This window comes from Roseibium sp. RKSG952, assembly GCF_009711355.1.
This window is the reverse complement of sequence record NZ_SMMF01000963.1, coordinates 441,326-458,662: the sequence shown is the minus strand read 5'-3', so window position 1 is coordinate 458,662 and position 17,337 is coordinate 441,326. Positions and strand designations below refer to the sequence as shown.

Sequence of the window (17,337 nt, the reverse complement as noted above, 5' to 3'; positions counted from 1 at the left end):
GTCTATGTTAGAACCTACGTGATTTGTAGGAGTGTGCAGCGTGACTGCAAACGTAAATCGAACAAGGCGTTGGGTTTTGATTGGGGGCGGGGCGGCCATCGCTGCCGGGTTCGCCATACGCGAATACCGGTTGATTCCGCCTGATTATACAGGCGGACAGATCACTGTTGCCGAAGCGCACAATCAAGCCAGCAAGGGTGAGATTCTGTTGATCGATATCCGAACGCCACGCGAATGGGCTGCGACAGGTATCGGTGAGGGGGCGTATCCGGTTGATATGCGTCGCGAAGACTTTGAACAGGTCCTGGATCAGTTGAGTGATGGTGACCGAAACACCAAAATTGCCTTGATTTGCGCACGCGGTGTCCGATCTGCCAGAATGAGCAATCGGCTGACCGAGGCCGGTTTTACCAACATCATTGACGTGCCCGAAGGAATGCTGGGGTCCGGTGCTGGCCCAGGTTGGGTACGAGCCGGATTGCCGCTCGAGGCATACAAAGAGGAAACGTGATGAGCAGAAAGCATTGGCTGGCATTGCCTTTTATGTTTGTCGGACAGACAGCAATGGCCGATTGCGGAGCCCCTGAAGACATGTGCGAGACCGCAACCGGGGGTTACTTCATCGAACTGCCGGACACAGAGAACCCTCCGATGGTTGTATTCCTGCACGGATATGGCGGAAGCGGGACCGGGACGATGAACAATCGCGGTATGGTCGAACCTTTGCTGGCACGCGGATATGCGGTGATGGCACCCGAAGGCGCGCTGCGCAATGGCCGCAAAAGCTGGAATTTCTTCCCCGGCTGGGAAGGGCGTGACGAGACCGCGTTCCTGTCCGAAGTCGTGCAGGACGCAGCCGAACGGTTTGGTGTTGATAGCGATCGGATTGTTTTGGGCGGGTTCTCGGCTGGTGGATTCATGGTGAACTATCTGGCCTGCGCCGCTCCGGATACGTTTTCTGCCTATGCCCCTGTTTCCGGTGGTTTCTGGCGACCCCACCCGGAGGCTTGCGACGGTCCGGTGCGTCTTTTTCACACGCATGGATGGACGGATAATGTTGTCCCGTTGGAGGGACGCTTTCTGGGTGGCGGGCGTTTCCAGCAGGGCGATATTTTTGCGGGGCTCGAAATCTGGCGTACAGCTAATGAATGCGTCGACAATCGCCCGGACGCATTTGGCACAACCGATCAATTCATGCGACGGAAATGGACCCGGTGCGCCGAAGGCAGCGCGCTGGAGTTTGCCCTTTTTCCCGGTGGACACACGGTTCCAAAGGGCTGGGCTGACATGATGCTGGATTGGTACGAAGGCTTACCCGGCAGTTAATTACTCTGCCGGGGTCATCACACCCTTGCCTTCGATCACCTTTTTAAGCTCATCACGATGACGGCGCGCCAGTCGTGTAATCGCAGGCTCGTGGAAGTCTTCACGCATGCCAACCATGCGACGCGCGGTGCCTGCTGACACGCCACTTAATGCGGAAAGTGGGATAGCCAGCGCGAGACTGATGGCAATCGGTGCCAACCAGACAGAAACCAACCCGGCCATGATTCCAGCGCTCAGCGCAACACCACTGATGGTTTCAAGCGTGTGGCAAAGGACAAGTGCCCGCAAGCCATAGGTCCCGCCATCGCGCGCCTGTGGGGACCAGCCCTTTTGAATGCCCAAGGCAGTACGGAATACAGCGATCATCTGCTGTACCATCAGAATTGGGGCGTAGAGGATCGACAGGACCACCTCGGCAAGGAACGAGGTAAAGAAGCGTCGCCCGCCGCCGAAATCAGCATATCTCACGCCGCTGAGGGGCAGAGCAACAACGCCCAGTACCTTTGGAGCCAGCAGCATGGCGTACATGACCAGAATGATCAGGACATGACGCGTCTCGGTCATCTCGGGCCATTGCGGGAACAACGGATTGTCGGGGCTGAAATAATGCAGAACCGAAGCTTCTTTGCCCTGACCAATCAGCGCCCACATCACCAACAGCGCAAACCACAGCGGGGACATGAGATAGCCGACCGCCCCGTGGAACATATGAAAGCGGGACACTGCACGGAAACCGGCAGAACCCAGTAGTTTCAAATGCTGCAGATTGCCCTGACACCAGCGACGATCTCGCATCGCATGGTCGATAAGCGTTGGTGGCGTTTCTTCGTACGAGCCGCGAATGCGCGGCAGGAACCGCACACCCCATCCGGCGCGGCGCATCAATCCGGCCTCGACAAAGTCATGGCTCATGATCAGCTTTTCCTGCCCGCCGAACGAGCGCAGCTTGGGCAGCCCCGCACAGTTGGCGAATGCCTTGGTCCGGATAATGGCATTGTGGCCCCAATAGTTGCCTTCCTGCCCACACCAGCGGGCGAGACCTTCTGCAAATGCGATGCCGTAAACACCATTGGCAAACTGCTGCATCCGCGCAAAGACGGACTGGGCACCGATCAGCTGAGGATAACTTTGGATCAGCCCGGCACCGGGGTCGCGCGCAAGTGCATCAGTCAGACGCGCAATGGCGCGCCCGGTCATCAGGCTGTCCGCGTCCAGTACCAGCATTGCGTCCCAGTCCGCACCCCAACGGCTGACCCAATCGGCGATGTTGCCAACCTTGCGATCGGTATTCTGTTCGCGACGGCGATAATAGAGTTCCAGATCCGGTGCCAGAGACGTACGAAGTGCTTCGATACTGGCCTGTTCCTGTGCGGCAATTTCAGGGTCGCGTGTATCGGACAGGATGAACATCGCATATTGATGTTGGCCACCGCGAGCACGCAGTTCTTCAAGCATCGTTCGGGCATTGCCCAGCACAAACCAAGGGACTTCGTTGTAGACCGGCATGAGCAACGCGACCTTCAAGGGTTGCGAGCGTCCCTGCCGGAGAGGTTGTTCTTGCCGGGACAGGGACACCATTCCCAGCAAAACTGTGCAGACCGTGAAGGAAATCCAGAAGAAATTGAATGAGATCAACGCGAGCAGGATCGCCTCGATTACATTTATTCCCTGGGCTCCGAACCAATCGCTCATGACCCACAACAAGGCCAATGTTGCCACCATGGCTGGTGAAAAAGCCAGTGCACGCCAGAACCCAGCAGACGCCCTTCCATGATTGGATGGTGCCTGTGCATCCCTAAAACCTGCACTGAAATTCTGTGCAGGCATCTGCAAGGGCGCCTCAGGTGGCATGATATGCAGGTCTTGGCTCATGAGGTCCATCTGTACAGCCAGACCTCTGAAGCCGGCTGTTTCCCAAGTCTCAGTTGTGCGCGTAGTTCCACATGATCCCGATCGCCGGGCTCGAATGAGAATGCCAGCCGCAGACCCCCAGTGTCCGGATTGCGTTGCAATACGCCATCAGACGTTTCGGCGTGTGGTGAATCGACGAAGATTGTCATCGCTTCGGGGTCTTCGAACAATTCGCTGGCCTCAAAGTCGATGACGGCAAGACGACCTTCGCCAAAGGTGTTCTCGCCCATCGCGGTATTGATGACCCGAGGCATCGCAGTGCGCTGGGGTTCTTCGCCCCAGATCAGGCGATAAGACATATCTACCTGCGAACCAGCTGCATAGGGTTCTGCCGGACGCCAATAGGCAACGATGTTGTCATAGATCTCTTGGTCTGCCGGAATTTCAACCAGTGTGACACTGCCCTTACCCCAATCACCCTTGGGCTCTACCCACAGGCTTGGGCGCTTGTGATAAAGCGCCTCAAGGTCGGCATAATCCGAGAATTTGCGCTTGCGCTGCATCAGGCCAAACCCCTGCGGATTGGTGTCGACAAAGGACGAAATCTGCAATCGTGTCGGGTTTGCCAGCGGGCGCCAGATCACCTCACCTGCGCCATTGCTGATCAGCAATCCGTCGCTGTCGTGCACAGCGGGACGGAAATCATCAAATCGGCTGTGGTTGGTCTGGTCGTACAGGAACATCGACGTGCCGGGGGCAATTCCCACATGCGGCAGTTCCTCACGCGGAAACAAAGTGGCTTCGATATCCATAACGCAATCAGCACCGGCGGTGACGTCGAACCGATAGGCACCGGTTACGCTTGGGCTGTCCATCAGCGCATGTACAATCATGTTGCGCTGCCCGGGTTCCGGGCGTTCCAGCCAAAAGCGAATGAATTCGGGGAATTCTTCACCGTCCGGATCGCCGGTTTTCAGGGCCAGACCGCGAGCCGACAGCCCGTAGACTTCGTGTAGGCCGATTGCGCGGAAGTAGCTGGCACCTTGCCAGACGCAGAATTCGTCGGTTTTGCCAGGGCGGTGCATTTCGGTGCGCAGGCGCAGACCGGAAAAGCCCAGTGTTTCATCCACCGGCAGTTGTGGTACATCTTCGGATTTGTCGAACATGGCCAGATCGAATTCGACCGGTTTGGTCATGCCGTTTTCAACGGTCGAAACCTGAACTGTACGTGGGAAGTACAGACCCGGCGTGAAGAAATCGATGTTGAATGGCGTCTCGGTCTCATACCACAGAGCCCTGTCCAGTCTGAACCGGATCGAGCGGTATTGCTGATAAGTCAGCTCCTGCCATTCTGTAGGTACCATAGCGCGTTCTTCGAACGGTCGGCTGGCAAGATCACGGGCCAGTGCGATGACATCATTGCGGTCAAAGGGCACCTCACCACCGGTTGCAAAGGTGGCCGGGGCAAGGAAAAGCGCCGAACTCGACGCGAGAAATGCGCGACGTGTTAAATTCATTTTTTAGTCTTCCAAGGATGTGACTTAAACCAAGCGGCCACATAGGCCACACCGATGATCATGGCAAAGCCAATCATGTTGGCTGCGAAAACACTGGCAAAATCCCGCCCAGTCTGATCCAGGGCAACGCCGATAAGTCGTGCGGCTGCCATGGAAAATACGAAGACGGCAAGAGATTGCTGCCCGACTTTGGTGATCAGTTTCAGGACCAATTGCCAGACACGCGCGCCAGCGCTGTGACCCGTCGCGATCAGGCGATGTCCATGCTCGCCCGCTGCGACCCAGCCCAGATAGGCCAGTGACAGGAAGTGCATGTACCTGAACAGACCGAAATCCGTCTTATCGCGAAGCTCTGCAGTCAGGGGCCAGATTTTGCGGATCTCGGTAGCAAGATCAGGTGCAGCCGCCTGTACCCAAAGGAACACTTTCCATGACCCAAACGGGGCTGACAGAAACAGGAACAGGGCTGCTGCCCAGATCAGTGTTTTAGAAACTGGTGGGGCCGGGATCCAGCCGCGCATAAACGCAAAGCCTGTGAAAAACAGCAGTTGCCAACCGAATGGGTTAAAGAACCATTGGCGCTGGGACCAAGGTTCGGCAGGCAATGCCAACACACCTGTCTGCGCAACCAGCCAGATTGCGACTGATGTGACGGCGACAGCCCAGAAACCAATTCTCGACAGCCCCATGAACAACGGCATCATCGCCAGCACCACCAGATACATCGGCAGAATGTCAAAGTAGTTCGGGACGTAAGTGAGTGTGAAAATGCCCACCAGTTGCGGCATCGGGTCGTTGAAAAAATGCTGCAGATTCAGAGATGAAACATAGCTTTTTTCGAACACCCCCGAGAGGTCCAGTGCAGCCATTGACATGGCAACAAAGAAAAACAGGCCAATATGGGCCCAGTAGACCTGCCAGATACGGAAGGTCACGCGCGCGGTTCCCAGCCACCAGCCCTTGCGCAGGAAGGCGCCACCAAAGGCGATGGCAGATGCCATGCCCGAGCAGAAAACGAAGATTTCTGTCGCGTCAGAGAAACCAAAACGGGCTGGAATCCACCTTGCCCAGGGATCGTTGGGGATATGGGCGATCAGGATGATGAACATCGCGATACCGCGATAGAAATCCAGACGCGGATCGCGCGTGCGGGCAGGGGCTGCGGCCTGGGCCGCAACCGGTGCAAAATCAGAAGCGGGCGATGCTGTCGCCATACGGGTCTTCAGTCCTTCTTGGTCGTCTTGTTGTTATTATTCGGCTGGGACGCTTTGTGCGTCGCCGCTGTCACGCGCCGCATCAATCAGGGCGCGGCGTGCCAGTGCATAGTTGTCCTCGCCTCCGGCACGCTTGGCGCGCCGGTCATCCAGAATGCGTTCAACCGCATCCAATTGGCCTGCTCGAAGACCGGAGTCGATAGTAATACGTTCAAATACATCGCGCTGGGCATGGCTTCCACCCGCCAATTGCATCGAGCCGCGCGCGCTTGACAAAAAGTCGAACGCGGCTCCGTATTGCCCGTCGCCAAATGCTTCAAGACCCTTGGCGGCTGCCACACCCGGATCGGACATGCGAACGGGCGTATCCCCATGGTTGCGACCAGCGTCTTTCTGAATACGCTGCAGCATTTTTCCGGTCGCATCCGAGCGATTGTCCCCGGTCAGCGCGAGCAGGTAATGCAAATCGGCAAAGATCAGGCAACCATCTTCGGTCCGAGCGGCGCTGAGGTCGGCCAGTTCTTCCCAACGATCACCGACATTTACGCCCTCCAACTCAAGTCGGGACAGCAACGATGTGGCATTTGAAATATCGCGATAGTCGTCGGTTTTGTCTTTGCGGATGCTCTGATCGTAAAGTTCGATCACCCGATCAACCTGACCAAGATCCAGATGCATCAGCGCTTTGTGCCACCAGACGTGATAGCGGAAGTTGTTGCAGTGCGCCCAGGCGGCTTCACGTCCTGCCAGCCAGTCGAGGCCGAGTTGCGCATTACCCGTCATCTCGTGCACGTGCGCGACCGCGTGCAGGCCCCACGCATCATCTGAAACCATCCAAAGAGCCTGACGCCCGGCGATTTCGGCCTTTTCGTAGGCACCGGTCTCTTCCAGCGCGAATGAGTGGCAGCCCAGCAGATAGCCTCGGCCCGCGTGGTCGGGTTCATAGGTGGGCAGCACCCGCTCGATCGAGCGACGCATACCCTGCGAATCCCCCAGAACGAAACGGGTCGCATGACTTAGTTTCATCGCAAGCGTATCTTGCGGATGTGACCTTAGTATCTCTTCGAATTTTTGCACGGCTTGCGAGGGAAGGTCGGCAAGATAAAGTGCCAAAGCCTCAACATACTGTTTTTCGCGGGCAGAAACGGGCTTACGCTCCATTGCGGTATTGGCGGCTGTAAGTGCGTCTGCCGCGACCGGCAGCATTTCACGCCGACCCAGCAAGACCATGAACAGCCCCTTGATCGCGTGACCCAATGCGAAATCAGGTTCCAGCTCCAGAACTTTTCCCAAATGTTGGGGTGTGATTGCCGCATGCGCCATGAACCCAAGCAGAACACCATCCCAAGCCTCGACGCTCTCGGGCTTGGTCAGAGTATTCATTTGTCCAAAAACGTCTTGTTTCATACTTGGGTCCAATCTGCTTGCGATATTTGACACTGTTCGATTTATCAGAGTCTGCGGGCGGGTCGTAACAGTATCGACCCTGCTCTCGAATTGGTGAAAAGCTGTGTGCGTAAAAAGCGAAAAAAACCGCCGATTCAAGGGCATGTTTCAGCAACATGCCGCCTAAATGATCAGAGTGTTTCAATCCTCAAATGGGTTTTCGGCATCCAGAACGGCCCGAGTATCGGCACCAAACCCAGGTGGCGCAGTGCGATATGTTACAGGCGTGCGTGAGAGTTTGAGTGGATTTCCGATCAGTTGAACCTCACCCGGATCAGCCTGCATGGCGATCTGCATCTGTCTTGCAGCAACCTGTTCGGTGCCAAAAACCTGATCCAGCGACTGCACTGGTCCAACGGGAACTTTCAATTCCTCCAGCGCATTGATTGCCGAGCTTGTATCAACCTTTTGCATCGCCGGACGCAGCACCACGTTAAGTGCGTCACGGTTCTGCAGTCGCGCCGGATTGGTGGCGAAGCGTGGGTCGTCGGCCAGTTCCGGAAGCCCGATGTACCCGCAAAAACGCCGGAACTGGCTGTCATTTCCGACTGCTAAAATAACATGCCCATCTGCAGTTTCGTAAACGTCGTAAGGGACGATGTTCGGATGACCGTTCCCACGCCGCTGCGGTACGCTGCCAGATGTCAGGTAGTTGACGCCTTCGTTGATGAGCCATGCAATCTGAGCATCGACAAGGGCCAGATCGATCTGTTGCCCTTCACCGGTCAAGTCGCGGTGGCGCAAGGCTGCCAGAATACCAACACTGGCATACATCCCGCACATCACATCCGCGATGCCAACTCCTACTTTCATAGGTGCGCCTTCGGGCTCGCCGGTCAGTGACATGATGCCGCCGTAGCCCTGCGCCATGAGATCATACCCCGGCTTGGCCGAGTTGGGGCCGGTTTGTCCGTAGCCTGAGATCGAACAGTAGACGAGCCCCGGTAGATCTTTTGACAAGGTCTCGTAGTCCAGACCGTATTTTGCCAACCCGCCGGGTTTGAAATTCTCGATCAGGATATCGGCGTGCGAGGCCAATCGACGAATTTCCGATTGTCCCTCAGAGGTCGTGATGTCAATCGCGACGGATTTCTTGTTGCGGTTGGCGGCCATGAAATAGGCACTAAGGTCCGAACGATTACCGTCGGTATCCTCGACATAAGGCGGACCCCATTGGCGAGTGTCATCGCCGCCCGTGGCCGGGTTTTCAATTTTGATCACGGTGGCACCCAGATCACCCAGCAATTGTGTGCAGGTAGGACCGGCCAGAATGCGGGACAGGTCCAGAACCTTGACGCCCTTCAGTGGCCCCTCAGATCCGGCCATCATACCCTCCACGGTCAATTTCTGCCGCGATGACGGTGAAGCGATCGGCTTTCACAGCCGCATCCAATGCCGTTCGCAGTTCCTCACGGTTTCGGACGGTATGACCGTACCCGCCGAACGCGCGTCCCATGGCGGCAAAATCATGACGGTCAAAATCTACTCCACGGTTGCCCATTTGACGCTGTCGTTGCTTCAATTCGATCAGCGCGAGGCTGGCGTCGACGAAAACCAGGAAGATAGGATTTCCGCCCATCTCAGCGGCGGTGGATAGCTCACCGGCCACCATCAGGAAACCCGCATCCCCTGAAAAGCTGATGACCGGGCGATCCGGCTCGACCAGTTTGAGGCCAATTGCCATCGGAACGGCACAACCCATCGTGCACAAGGCCGACGATTGGATCAGCCCGCGCGCCTCGTGGCACTGCCACATCTGGCTGAGCAGGATGCGGTGCGCACCGCTGTCAGCTGTGGCAAGCGTTTCCTTGGGCAGTACATCCCTTGTCTCGGCTATTACCGCGGCAGGGCCCCATTCGTCGTCACTTGGAAAAGCCTTGCTAAGCGCTTCTTTAACCTGCTCCGGTTCTCCATCAGGCCATGTCGCACGTGCCGGGTTGCCTTTTGCGATGGCTTCGAGTGTGGCAGCGGTGTCAGCAACCAGGTTCAGACCCGCCTGATGCATGTAGTGATCATTCACCACCGCAGAGATATCGATCACGCGTTTGTCTTCGGGATCCCAGATCTCGCGCCAGCCGGGGCGCATCTCGATTGGATCGTATCCCAAGCAGAGGATCAGGTCAGCTTGTTCAACCAGGGGCACCAGATGCTTGTCGGCCAACGGAGATAACCCTGCGCCCCCTAGGCATAGCGGGTTGTTCTCGGGCACGATCCCCTTGGCCTTGTAAGTGGTCACAAAGGGAATCCCGAAATGTTCCAGAAACGCGCACACGACACTGCGAGAGTCATCATACAGAACATCCAGCCCGATGATGGCGAGGGGTCGTTCGGCATTGGCCACCCAACGGCGGGCTTTTTCCAGACAGTCACCCTCTGGTGCAACGGCAGCGGGTTTTGCCAGGCGGCGGCGTTTGCTGTTGCTGACGCGGGTGTCAGCGACCGAGATCGGCACATCAATGTGCACCGGACCGGGCCGGGGTTGATTGGCCAGTGATACGGCTTTGTCAGCGATGATGTCAGCACCTTCTGCGGTCAGCAGAAAGGTCCCCTTGGTTATGGACCGGTAGACCTGACTGTGATCCATGACCTGATGCGTGTAGGTCAGCGCCTCGTCTGCATCGACGCAACCTGTCAGTACAATCATCGGCACTCGGTCCTGCAGCGCATTCGCAACCACATTGATGCCGTTCATCGCCCCCGGACCAAGTGTTGCCACCAGAATGGCGGGTGCGCCATCGCGGTGATGCGCGGCCTCGGCCATGAATCCCGCAGCGTTTTCGTGCTTGGTCAGATGGAAGGTGATTCCAGCCTGTTCGAGCGCATCGACCAGTGTCAGAACCTCACCGCCGGGCATACCAAATGCGTGGCGGCAACCGGCCTCATACAGCCTTTGGGCCAAAAGATCAGCAGCGCGGGGGGACAGGTCCTGCATCAGTCATGCTCCGAAATTCGTGTTACGCAGCAGATTGCGGAGGACGCCCCGGGACGCAAGGCGCATCACGCCAGTGTGACTATTTGACTGCGCTTTCAGCAATGGCCTGAAACTTATCGTCCAATTCTTCGGCAATGTCGGCCAAAGGCTCGCCACCCTCATAGACATATGGGGCAAATACAAAGCTGGGTGTCTTGTAGGACAGGGTGGCTGTGCCATCATCATTCTCGGTTACATAGAACCGGATCGGGGCTTCGATCATAGCCGCTGTCGAAGTCTCGAGAACGCGAACTGCATAGTCATTGTTGAAAACGCCAATCACGCGATTTCCGGGGATCGTAATCCCCCGGGCAGCGGCCGCTTTGGTCGGTCCGGCCTGCGTTACCACGATCAGACCGTTTTCTTTCACGGCGCTTTTTGTATCGTCCACGAGCTGCTGATAACTCTTGTCGGTCGGATAGACAGCCCAGCCAGAAAGTGGTTCCGTAAACTCAGCCCATGCAGGCAGAGCGAACAGACAAAGCGCAGACCAAAGCGATTTCATCAAGCAACCTCCAAGGGTTTGAGTGTGAGATTGATGCCAGATATCACTTTCCGGTGCACTCACATTCTCGTGCGCTCATCGCGACCACGGGCTTGTGTCACAGCGCTGAAAGCTTCAGAAACAGCGGAACTCAAGATTAAGGTGAAACGTATTTGGCGCAGACCCGGCTATTAATTTGCACCAGTTGTTCCGGCACGCGCGATCGTGATGCCGAACGGCAAGCCGTACAAGCGGCATTAACCGGCATCGACCTTGCGGCGGAGATCGAAATCGCAGAACACGCCTGTTTCAGTGGATGCAGCGAACCAACGTCGATCGCCCTGCAGGGCGAAGGCATGGCGTCATATGTTTTCTCGGGGATCGATATCGTTGCAGATGCGGATGATATTGCTGCGACTTGTCGGGCGTATCTGGACAGCCCTGCAGGCTGGATCGAAGACGCCCGACCATGTGGGCGACTTCGCTTGTGTTTGAGGGCGCGTATTCCGGCGCTTTAGTCCACCTGTACAGTTAACGAAGCACTGACCGGCACGTCTTCAACCATCAGCGGGCTGTGGCTGTTGGCATTCAGCGATACCTTAATCTCAACCTCGCCCTTGGGCAGATCAGAGATGTGCATCCAGTTGCCATAAAGGCGGGCGAGTTTCGTGCCATTCACGTAGACATGTGCGTGGCCTTCACCGGGATTGTCCGCAGCAGAGGCGTTTTCGGGCGCAAACCGAAAGTTCCGAGGCATGACATGCAGGTTCCATCCGGCCATTGGGTCCTGCGTTACCGCAATTTCCAGACCGGGCGCATCCTGACCGGCAGGCAGGTTGATGGCGGTCGAGTGATCATGCGCCATGGCTTCGGCATGAGAACCGCCATGCTGATTGGGGTCCGCATGGTCGTGGCCGTCAAATGTGACGCCATTGGCCGCGGCGAGAACGAAACCAGCGCCGCCGCCAAAGACCAGACCAATTGCAAAGAGGGCAAGTGAGCGAGCCATTTCTATTCCTTGAGCCAAAAAAGAACCCGCCGGGCAGGGCCCGGCGGGATGACATGTTGGGGTATCAGGCTGCTGCTTCGGCGCGTTTGCCTTCGCTTTGCCAGAAGTAGCCGGCAAATGCGCCAACCAGAACCCATGCGACAAGGCCGATGCCAAAAGCACGTGCGGCAAACAGAGCGCCGATTTCGGTTGGGACCGGTCCGGTGAAGACATCCGGTTCGGGTGCGCCGATCAGATGTGGAGCAACGAGCAACGCTGCCGCAATCACGTAGCTGATGATGTTGCCACCAAACGCAATCAGCCACATGGCAACCGCCGCAGCCGCGACAGTGGCGAACCACCAGACTTGGCGTGCGTAGACATCTGCAGCTGCAACGCCGGGTACTTCGGGTGCCAGGCTAAAGCCGGGTGCAAAGTGAACCGCGATAAAGCCCGCCAGACCCCACAGAACACCTGTGCGACCATCGATCTTGTGTCCCTGACCCTCGGCCACTGACATAAGGGCAACCAGAACCAGTGCATAACCAGTATAGGTGAGCATGGTGAAGATGACGCTCAGCGCGTCGCGTGTAAGCTCTGAGAACATGCCCGGTAGCTCGGGATGGGCCGTGATAGCTTCCCCGCCGAAATGCACCAGCTCACCGGACTCGTAGAGCTCGGCGTGCAACAGAACGGGTTGCACAAATACAAGCTGCAGCAAGGCGGCAATCAGCCCCGCTGCAGCACCAGCGAACAACGCGCTGGTCAGAATGCGACTGAACATCTGCTTAGTGGCAGGGGAAACCGGTTGCGTGGCGCACGTCATGTGCAGCGTCATGCAAGCCAGATGCCTGAACATGTCCGGTCAGGGTGATAATACCCAAGCCCAGAACCACTGCGAACATTACCGGCAGAAAGCCTGTCTTTGCAGCAGATGCTGTTTGAGTTTGTGTCGTCATTTCTTGTCCTCCAGTGCCGTCGCACCCGACGGCTGGTGTTTCTACGTTCGCCTGGCAGGTCTCCTGGCTCGCGGGTCGGTGCCTCTGTTCGCCTTCCCCCCGAATTCGGGAGTGGCTGGTTGAACAGGGGCTCACCGCTTACAGTCGCGGGGGCGGCTTTGGCTTTGACCTCAGACGAAGTCGCACCACATTCCCTCTTAGCATCCGGATTTCTCCGGCAGGACCAGACCCGATCATTTAGCCGCGATGCGCAGGTTTACGCAATCGCCATTTGCGACGTTTTCGGTCAAATCACGCGCTTTTTCAGAACGTATATGTCCATGATCCAGCCATGATCAGCCCTTGCCTGTGCACGAGTTGAGAGAATCTCATCACAAACTTCGGACAAGGTTCCGCTGATCAGGATTTCTTCTTCCATACCGACGTAAGCGCCCCACCAGATGTCATAATTTGCCATATCAAGGCTCTGGAACGAACATTCGCCGTCCAGCATCACTGCGACGGTTGAAGCAGCCTCAGGCCAACCCTCGTCCCGGATACGGCGACCGGTTGTAACGACATAAGGCGCGCCGATATCGTTGATCGGAATCCCATGTGCTGCGGTCAGAGCCTGCAGGGCGGTAATACCGGGAATCACCCGTTTGATCGGTTGCGGTGAGAGGCGCGCAGCGATTCGCAGCGAACTGTCATAAAGTGAGGGGTCGCCCCAGATCAGTAGGGCCACGTTTTGTGCGTCAGGATGGGATGCGATCGCTTCCTGCCAGCGCAGTGCGATTGCATCATGCCATTCATCCACCCCACGCAGATAGCCATCATCGGCCCTACGCTTGGGGATGTCGAAATAGGCGATTTGCGGAGGCGCTTCAGTGACTTGAGAAATGATCTTCTCACGTACGCCGGCAAGATCTGCCTTGTTCTCACCCTTGCGCGGGATCAGGATCAGATCAGCTACACGAATAGCCTCCGCACCCTGAAATGTCACGTGATCCGGATTGCCTGTACCGATCCCTATCAGGCTCAGTTCATACATCATCGAACTCCGCCAGCGGTCCATAGAGTATCAGTGCCGGGGCTGTTCCGATTTCAGACTGCAGCCGTTCCGACAACGCTCCGATGGTCGAGCGGTGCAGCGACTGATCGGGTGTCGAGACAGATTCTGCCATCAGCGCGGGCGTGTCCAAGGGCAGACCGTGTGCATGCAGCGCCTCGACAAGCAGCGGGAAAGTGCGTTTGCCCATGAAAACAACTGAGGTCGCCCCCGAATCCGCCAACGCCGACAGGTTCAGATCTTCGGGCAGCTTGCCGCTGACATCGTGGCCGGTGACAAATTGTACACGGCGTGCTGTCAGGCGGCGGGTCAGCGGAATGCCTGCGGCTGCCGCGGCGGCGACGGCAGATGGAATTCCGGGAATGATTTCATACTCGATCCCCGCCGCCTTCAGCGCGACCAGTTCTTCTTCAAGCCGCCCGAACATACCTCCGTCACCTGATTTCAAGCGAACGACATGTGCACCGGTTTGTGCATAGTCGACCAGCAGACGGCTCACATGATCCTGCTTGGGTGAGGGGCGACCAGCACGCTTTCCTACACCCACCAAATCTGCGTCCTCACGGGCGTGGGTAAGGATAGGTCCGCTACTGAGATCGTCGAACAAAATCGCATCGGCCTTTTGCATCCGGTCAACGGCCTTGAGCGTCAGTAGTTCCGGATCTCCAGGGCCTGAGCCAATGAACGAAACGAAACCGCTCATGCTGAGGCCTCTGCAATCAGATGAAAGAATGTGCCGGTGACGTTGCCCCGAACTGATCCTGTCTGCGGTCCTTCCGCACCTTCTGCGTCAAAGACTCGCGCAAGAGGAGCATCGGGCTGTTCGACAATAGACGAATAATGGAACTCGTGCCCGCGAAGCGCTGTACCAACCGAGAAACCGGGCATCTTTGCCAACAACTCGGCTTTGCGATAGCCGAGGTTGAACTTGCGCTTCTCATAAGAGGTCACAAGACCGAGCAGTCCCGCCATTTTGTGTGGCGTACCTTCCTTGTCGATCAGCACGTCGCCCAAAGCCATGTATCCACCGCATTCACCATGCACTGGACGGGTTTCCGCGTGCTTGCGTAGACGAGTCTGGAATGTGTCAGCCGCTGCCAGAGTGCCGGCATGCAATTCAGGATAACCTCCTGGAAGCCAGACAAGATCTGCATCGTCGGCAGGAGCTTCATTGGCCAACGGCGAGAATGGCAGGATTTCAGCACCCGCAGCACGCCAACCTTTGAGAAGGTGGGGATAGGTAAAGGAAAATGCTTCGTCCCTGGCCAGCGCAATCCTTTGGGCCGGGGGGTGCGGCAGCGCGGTCGGAGATGACCCATTGGGGCCTAAGGAGGCAGCCTCCTTGATCGCATCAAGATCCACATGTTCACGCAGAAAGGCCGCGTATCCGGCAATCGCGCTTTCCAGATCAGGGTGCTCGACCGCTTGTATTAATCCAAGGTGCCGCTCTGGCAAAGTTAGATCACCCCGACGCGGCAACACACCCAACACCGGCAGACCCGCACGCTCCATACCCAGACGTGTCAGGCGTTCATGCCGCGGGCTCGCGCAACGGTTTAGGATCACCCCGGCGAAGGGCAGATCCGGATTGTACATCCGAAATCCTAGCGCCGTGGCGGCAGCCGATTGTGCCTGTCCGCCTACATCCAGCACCAAAACCACGGGCCAGCCCATCCGCTGAGCCGTTTCGGCACTGGACCCATGGCCCAGTTCGCCGGGCTTGGCGACCCCATCAAACAGTCCCATGGAACCTTCGGCCACGACAATATCTGCGCCCTCTGACTGCGCCGAGATCGCGTTAAGCAAAGGCGCACCCATCGCCCAGCTATCCAGGTTGAACGAGTCCCGGCCAGCCGCCGCCCTGTGAAAAACGGGATCGATGTAATCCGGGCCGCTTTTGAACGGTTGTACCGTCAGTCCATCTTCGGCCAGAGCGCGCAAAAGACCCAGCATGACTGTGGTTTTTCCGGTGCCCGAGGATGGTGCCGAAATCAGAATTCCGGGAGGATTAGTCATCACCATGGCTCCAGCTCGACCACGGGCTTTCCGCGCTCTGCGGGCGATAGCGGCGGTCATAGGTTTTGGAATACAGACAGCTTTCGTCAAAACCTTCACCGGCCAGTGCTGGGCCTACCATGATCAATGCGGTGCGAGAGATGCTCTCGTCCAGCGCATCTTTCAGGGTTGCCAGGGTGGCGCGGATAATCTGCTCATCCGGCCAACTGGCGCGATAGACAACGGCCACTGGACAGTCAGCCCCATAGGCAGGCACCAAATCTGAAATCACCTTGTCCAGATTGCCGATCGACAAGTGAATGGCCAATGTTGCGCCGGTGCGGGCAAAGTTTTCCAGCGTTTCACCCTCGGGCATCGACGAAGCACGCCCGGGAGTGCGGGTCAGGACGACAGATTGAGCAAGCCCGGGAAGGGTCAGTTCGGTTCCAAGAGCTGCGGCAGCGGCGGCAAAAGATGGCACGCCGGGTGTTACGCTAACCGGAATGCCTTCGGCCTTGAGCCGACGAATCTGTTCACCCATGGCCGACCAGACCGACAGGTCGCCTGAATGCAACCTCGCCACGTCCTGTCCGGCTTCGTGAGCTGCTTTGATTTCGGCCACGATCTGATCCAGATCCATTGGCGCGGTGTTCACGATCTTTGCACCTTCTGGGCAATGGCCCAGAATCTCCTCTGGCACCAATGAGCCCGCATAGAGGCATACCGGGCAGGATGCGATTATATCGCGTCCGCGCAGGGTCAGCAGGTCGGCGGCACCTGGTCCGGCGCCGATGAAATGAATGGTCATATCTGTCCTCCGATAGCGATCGCGCATGTTGCAAGGCGATCGTCCGAAATCTGTCTGGGTGAGAGTAGCCGCGCACCGGGTCCGGCTGCGGCAAGAGCGGATGCTTCGGCCACGCTGCCAGTGCCATAGGTGGCACGACTGCGGTTCGAGCAGGTGAGAGTGCGCTGACCCGCCAGATCGGCAGCAGCTATGAAATGCAGGGGCAGGGCGGACGATTCTGCAAAGGCAGTCAGTGCTTCGTGCCCTTCTTTGTCCGCGACTGTTGCGAGAGCTTCCACAGCATGATCGGCAGTTGCGAGGTTGAATGCCGCCTGTAGGCTCTCTGCAGTGGCGTTTGAGGAAAACCCAAGTCCTGCGACGATCATAACGTCACGCTCCACTGCACAACCGGGTAGGCTGATTTCCAACCACGTCGGGGGCCAAGCGCTGACGCCTGCGCCAGTTCGATGCGCAGCAATTCACCGCCAAGCTTGTCGTGCCACTTGGCCAGCAAAGCCTCGCTTTCCAGTGTAACCGCATTGGCGACCAGCCGCGTGCCTATAGAGAGGTTGGACTGCAACCAGACCAGCAGTTCTTCGCTGAGACCGCCGCCGATGAAAACGACATCGGGCAGCGGCAGCCCTGACAGTCCGTCCGGTGCAGTACCATGCACGACGTTGAGACGATCCTGACCCAACGTATCGGCATTTCTGCGAATGCGTTCGGCGCGGTCTTCGCGTGGTTCAATCGA

The 17,337-nt window shown here is 57.5% G+C and carries 18 protein-coding genes, 1 pseudogene and 1 riboswitch; of the genes and pseudogenes, 3 read left to right on the top strand and 16 right to left on the bottom strand.

The annotated features are described in order from the left end of the window. The first annotated feature begins 40 nt into the window (after nucleotides 1-40). Both E1297_RS50680 and E1297_RS48410 read left to right on the top strand, forming a co-directional pair. Nucleotides 41-511, top strand: a complete 471-nt coding sequence (locus tag E1297_RS50680; RefSeq protein WP_209016448.1) for a rhodanese-like domain-containing protein — start codon at nucleotides 41-43, stop codon at nucleotides 509-511. Next, complete coding sequence (locus E1297_RS48410; protein ID WP_155151728.1) at nucleotides 511-1,326, top strand: PHB depolymerase family esterase; 816 nt, start codon at nucleotides 511-513, stop codon at nucleotides 1,324-1,326. The genes E1297_RS50680 and E1297_RS48410 overlap by 1 nt, the downstream gene beginning before the upstream one ends. Here the strand turns inward: E1297_RS48410 and mdoH are convergent, their stop codons facing one another. The 7 genes from mdoH to E1297_RS48375 form a co-directional block, all read right to left on the bottom strand. After that, complete coding sequence (mdoH, locus tag E1297_RS48405; RefSeq protein ID WP_155151723.1) at nucleotides 1,327-3,198, bottom strand: glucans biosynthesis glucosyltransferase MdoH; 1,872 nt, start codon at nucleotides 3,196-3,198, stop codon at nucleotides 1,327-1,329. It abuts the gene before it with no gap. Further along, on the bottom strand, nucleotides 3,195-4,694 hold the full coding sequence (locus tag E1297_RS48400) for a glucan biosynthesis protein (RefSeq protein WP_155151720.1): 1,500 nt from the start codon (nucleotides 4,692-4,694) through the stop codon (nucleotides 3,195-3,197). Before E1297_RS48400 ends, mdoH begins: the two co-directional genes overlap by 4 nt. Next, nucleotides 4,691-5,908, bottom strand: a complete 1,218-nt coding sequence (locus tag E1297_RS48395; RefSeq protein ID WP_155151716.1) for an OpgC family protein — start codon at nucleotides 5,906-5,908, stop codon at nucleotides 4,691-4,693. Before E1297_RS48395 ends, E1297_RS48400 begins: the two co-directional genes overlap by 4 nt. Before the next feature lie 36 nt (nucleotides 5,909-5,944). Next, nucleotides 5,945-7,315 (bottom strand): tetratricopeptide repeat protein, encoded by a 1,371-nt coding sequence (locus E1297_RS48390; protein ID WP_155151714.1) that lies wholly within the window; start codon nucleotides 7,313-7,315, stop codon nucleotides 5,945-5,947. 180 nt (nucleotides 7,316-7,495) lie between these two features. After that, nucleotides 7,496-8,680, bottom strand: coding sequence for a CaiB/BaiF CoA-transferase family protein (locus tag E1297_RS48385; protein ID WP_155151711.1), 1,185 nt, complete (start codon nucleotides 8,678-8,680; stop codon nucleotides 7,496-7,498). Beyond that, nucleotides 8,667-10,286, bottom strand: a complete 1,620-nt coding sequence (locus E1297_RS48380) for a thiamine pyrophosphate-binding protein (protein ID WP_155151708.1) — start codon at nucleotides 10,284-10,286, stop codon at nucleotides 8,667-8,669. Before E1297_RS48380 ends, E1297_RS48385 begins: the two co-directional genes overlap by 14 nt. A gap of 79 nt (nucleotides 10,287-10,365) precedes the next feature. Further along, complete coding sequence (locus tag E1297_RS48375) at nucleotides 10,366-10,830, bottom strand: DUF302 domain-containing protein (RefSeq protein ID WP_155151706.1); 465 nt, start codon at nucleotides 10,828-10,830, stop codon at nucleotides 10,366-10,368. Nucleotides 10,831-10,982: 152 nt separating this feature from the next. Here E1297_RS48375 and E1297_RS48370 point away from each other — a divergent pair, with 152 nt between their 5' ends. Further along, nucleotides 10,983-11,327 (top strand): DUF1636 domain-containing protein, encoded by a 345-nt coding sequence (locus E1297_RS48370; RefSeq protein WP_155151703.1) that lies wholly within the window; start codon nucleotides 10,983-10,985, stop codon nucleotides 11,325-11,327. Here E1297_RS48370 and E1297_RS48365 read toward each other — a convergent pair. From E1297_RS48365 to E1297_RS48325, 9 genes and pseudogenes are all read right to left on the bottom strand, one after another. Next, nucleotides 11,324-11,818 carry a hypothetical protein gene (locus tag E1297_RS48365; RefSeq protein ID WP_155151700.1) on the bottom strand — a complete coding sequence of 165 codons (495 nt, stop codon included), beginning with the start codon at nucleotides 11,816-11,818 and terminating at the stop codon, nucleotides 11,324-11,326. The genes E1297_RS48370 and E1297_RS48365 overlap by 4 nt on opposite strands. 64 nt (nucleotides 11,819-11,882) lie before the next feature. Next, nucleotides 11,883-12,581 carry a CbtA family protein gene (locus tag E1297_RS48360; protein ID WP_155151697.1) on the bottom strand — a complete coding sequence of 233 codons (699 nt, stop codon included), beginning with the start codon at nucleotides 12,579-12,581 and terminating at the stop codon, nucleotides 11,883-11,885. Between the two features lie 4 nt (nucleotides 12,582-12,585). Continuing rightward, nucleotides 12,586-12,756, bottom strand: a complete 171-nt coding sequence (locus tag E1297_RS48355) for a CbtB domain-containing protein (protein ID WP_155151693.1) — start codon at nucleotides 12,754-12,756, stop codon at nucleotides 12,586-12,588. Between the two features lie 35 nt (nucleotides 12,757-12,791). Further along, a riboswitch (cobalamin riboswitch) is annotated at nucleotides 12,792-12,999 on the bottom strand. Nucleotides 13,000-13,042: 43 nt separating this feature from the next. Beyond that, entirely contained in the window at nucleotides 13,043-13,786 is a 744-nt protein-coding gene (gene cobF, locus E1297_RS48350; protein ID WP_155151956.1) for a precorrin-6A synthase (deacetylating), read from the bottom strand. Next, on the bottom strand, nucleotides 13,779-14,507 hold the full coding sequence (gene cobA, locus E1297_RS48345) for a uroporphyrinogen-III C-methyltransferase (protein WP_155151691.1): 729 nt from the start codon (nucleotides 14,505-14,507) through the stop codon (nucleotides 13,779-13,781). Before cobA ends, cobF begins: the two co-directional genes overlap by 8 nt. After that, the gene (locus E1297_RS48340; RefSeq protein ID WP_209016447.1) at nucleotides 14,504-15,820 is read right to left on the bottom strand and encodes a cobyrinate a,c-diamide synthase; all 1,317 of its coding nucleotides are present in this window, start codon (nucleotides 15,818-15,820) and stop codon (nucleotides 14,504-14,506) included. The genes cobA and E1297_RS48340 overlap by 4 nt, the downstream gene beginning before the upstream one ends. Further along, entirely contained in the window at nucleotides 15,813-16,607 is a 795-nt protein-coding gene (gene cobM, locus E1297_RS48335) for a precorrin-4 C(11)-methyltransferase (RefSeq protein ID WP_155151686.1), read from the bottom strand. The genes E1297_RS48340 and cobM overlap by 8 nt, the downstream gene beginning before the upstream one ends. Continuing rightward, entirely contained in the window at nucleotides 16,604-16,972 is a 369-nt protein-coding gene (locus E1297_RS48330; RefSeq protein ID WP_155151683.1) for a cobalamin biosynthesis protein, read from the bottom strand. The genes cobM and E1297_RS48330 overlap by 4 nt, the downstream gene beginning before the upstream one ends. Continuing rightward, nucleotides 16,969-17,337 (bottom strand): annotated as a pseudogene (locus tag E1297_RS48325) (cobalamin biosynthesis bifunctional protein CbiET); the annotation flags it as partial. The pseudogene E1297_RS48325 and the gene E1297_RS48330, both read right to left, overlap by 4 nt.

Excerpts from the sequence above, each read along its gene's own strand:
- E1297_RS48410 (WP_155151728.1), top strand. The coding sequence starts at position 511 with ATGAGCAGAAAGCATTGGCTGGCATTGCCTTTTATGTTTGTCGGACAG.
- mdoH (WP_155151723.1), bottom strand. The coding sequence starts at position 3,198 with ATGAGCCAAGACCTGCATATCATGCCACCTGAGGCGCCCTTGCAGATG.
- E1297_RS48400 (WP_155151720.1), bottom strand. The coding sequence starts at position 4,694 with ATGAATTTAACACGTCGCGCATTTCTCGCGTCGAGTTCGGCGCTTTTC.
- E1297_RS48395 (WP_155151716.1), bottom strand. The coding sequence starts at position 5,908 with ATGGCGACAGCATCGCCCGCTTCTGATTTTGCACCGGTTGCGGCCCAG.
- E1297_RS48390 (WP_155151714.1), bottom strand. The coding sequence starts at position 7,315 with ATGAAACAAGACGTTTTTGGACAAATGAATACTCTGACCAAGCCCGAG.
- E1297_RS48385 (WP_155151711.1), bottom strand. The coding sequence starts at position 8,680 with ATGGCCGGATCTGAGGGGCCACTGAAGGGCGTCAAGGTTCTGGACCTG.
- E1297_RS48380 (WP_155151708.1), bottom strand. The coding sequence starts at position 10,286 with ATGCAGGACCTGTCCCCCCGCGCTGCTGATCTTTTGGCCCAAAGGCTG.
- E1297_RS48375 (WP_155151706.1), bottom strand. The coding sequence starts at position 10,830 with ATGAAATCGCTTTGGTCTGCGCTTTGTCTGTTCGCTCTGCCTGCATGG.
- E1297_RS48365 (WP_155151700.1), bottom strand. The coding sequence starts at position 11,818 with ATGGCTCGCTCACTTGCCCTCTTTGCAATTGGTCTGGTCTTTGGCGGC.
- E1297_RS48360 (WP_155151697.1), bottom strand. The coding sequence starts at position 12,581 with ATGTTCAGTCGCATTCTGACCAGCGCGTTGTTCGCTGGTGCTGCAGCG.
- E1297_RS48355 (WP_155151693.1), bottom strand. The coding sequence starts at position 12,756 with ATGACGACACAAACTCAAACAGCATCTGCTGCAAAGACAGGCTTTCTG.
- cobF (WP_155151956.1), bottom strand. The coding sequence starts at position 13,786 with ATGTATGAACTGAGCCTGATAGGGATCGGTACAGGCAATCCGGATCAC.
- cobA (WP_155151691.1), bottom strand. The coding sequence starts at position 14,507 with ATGAGCGGTTTCGTTTCGTTCATTGGCTCAGGCCCTGGAGATCCGGAA.
- E1297_RS48340 (WP_209016447.1), bottom strand. The coding sequence starts at position 15,820 with ATGACTAATCCTCCCGGAATTCTGATTTCGGCACCATCCTCGGGCACC.
- cobM (WP_155151686.1), bottom strand. The coding sequence starts at position 16,607 with ATGACCATTCATTTCATCGGCGCCGGACCAGGTGCCGCCGACCTGCTG.
- E1297_RS48330 (WP_155151683.1), bottom strand. The coding sequence starts at position 16,972 with ATGATCGTCGCAGGACTTGGGTTTTCCTCAAACGCCACTGCAGAGAGC.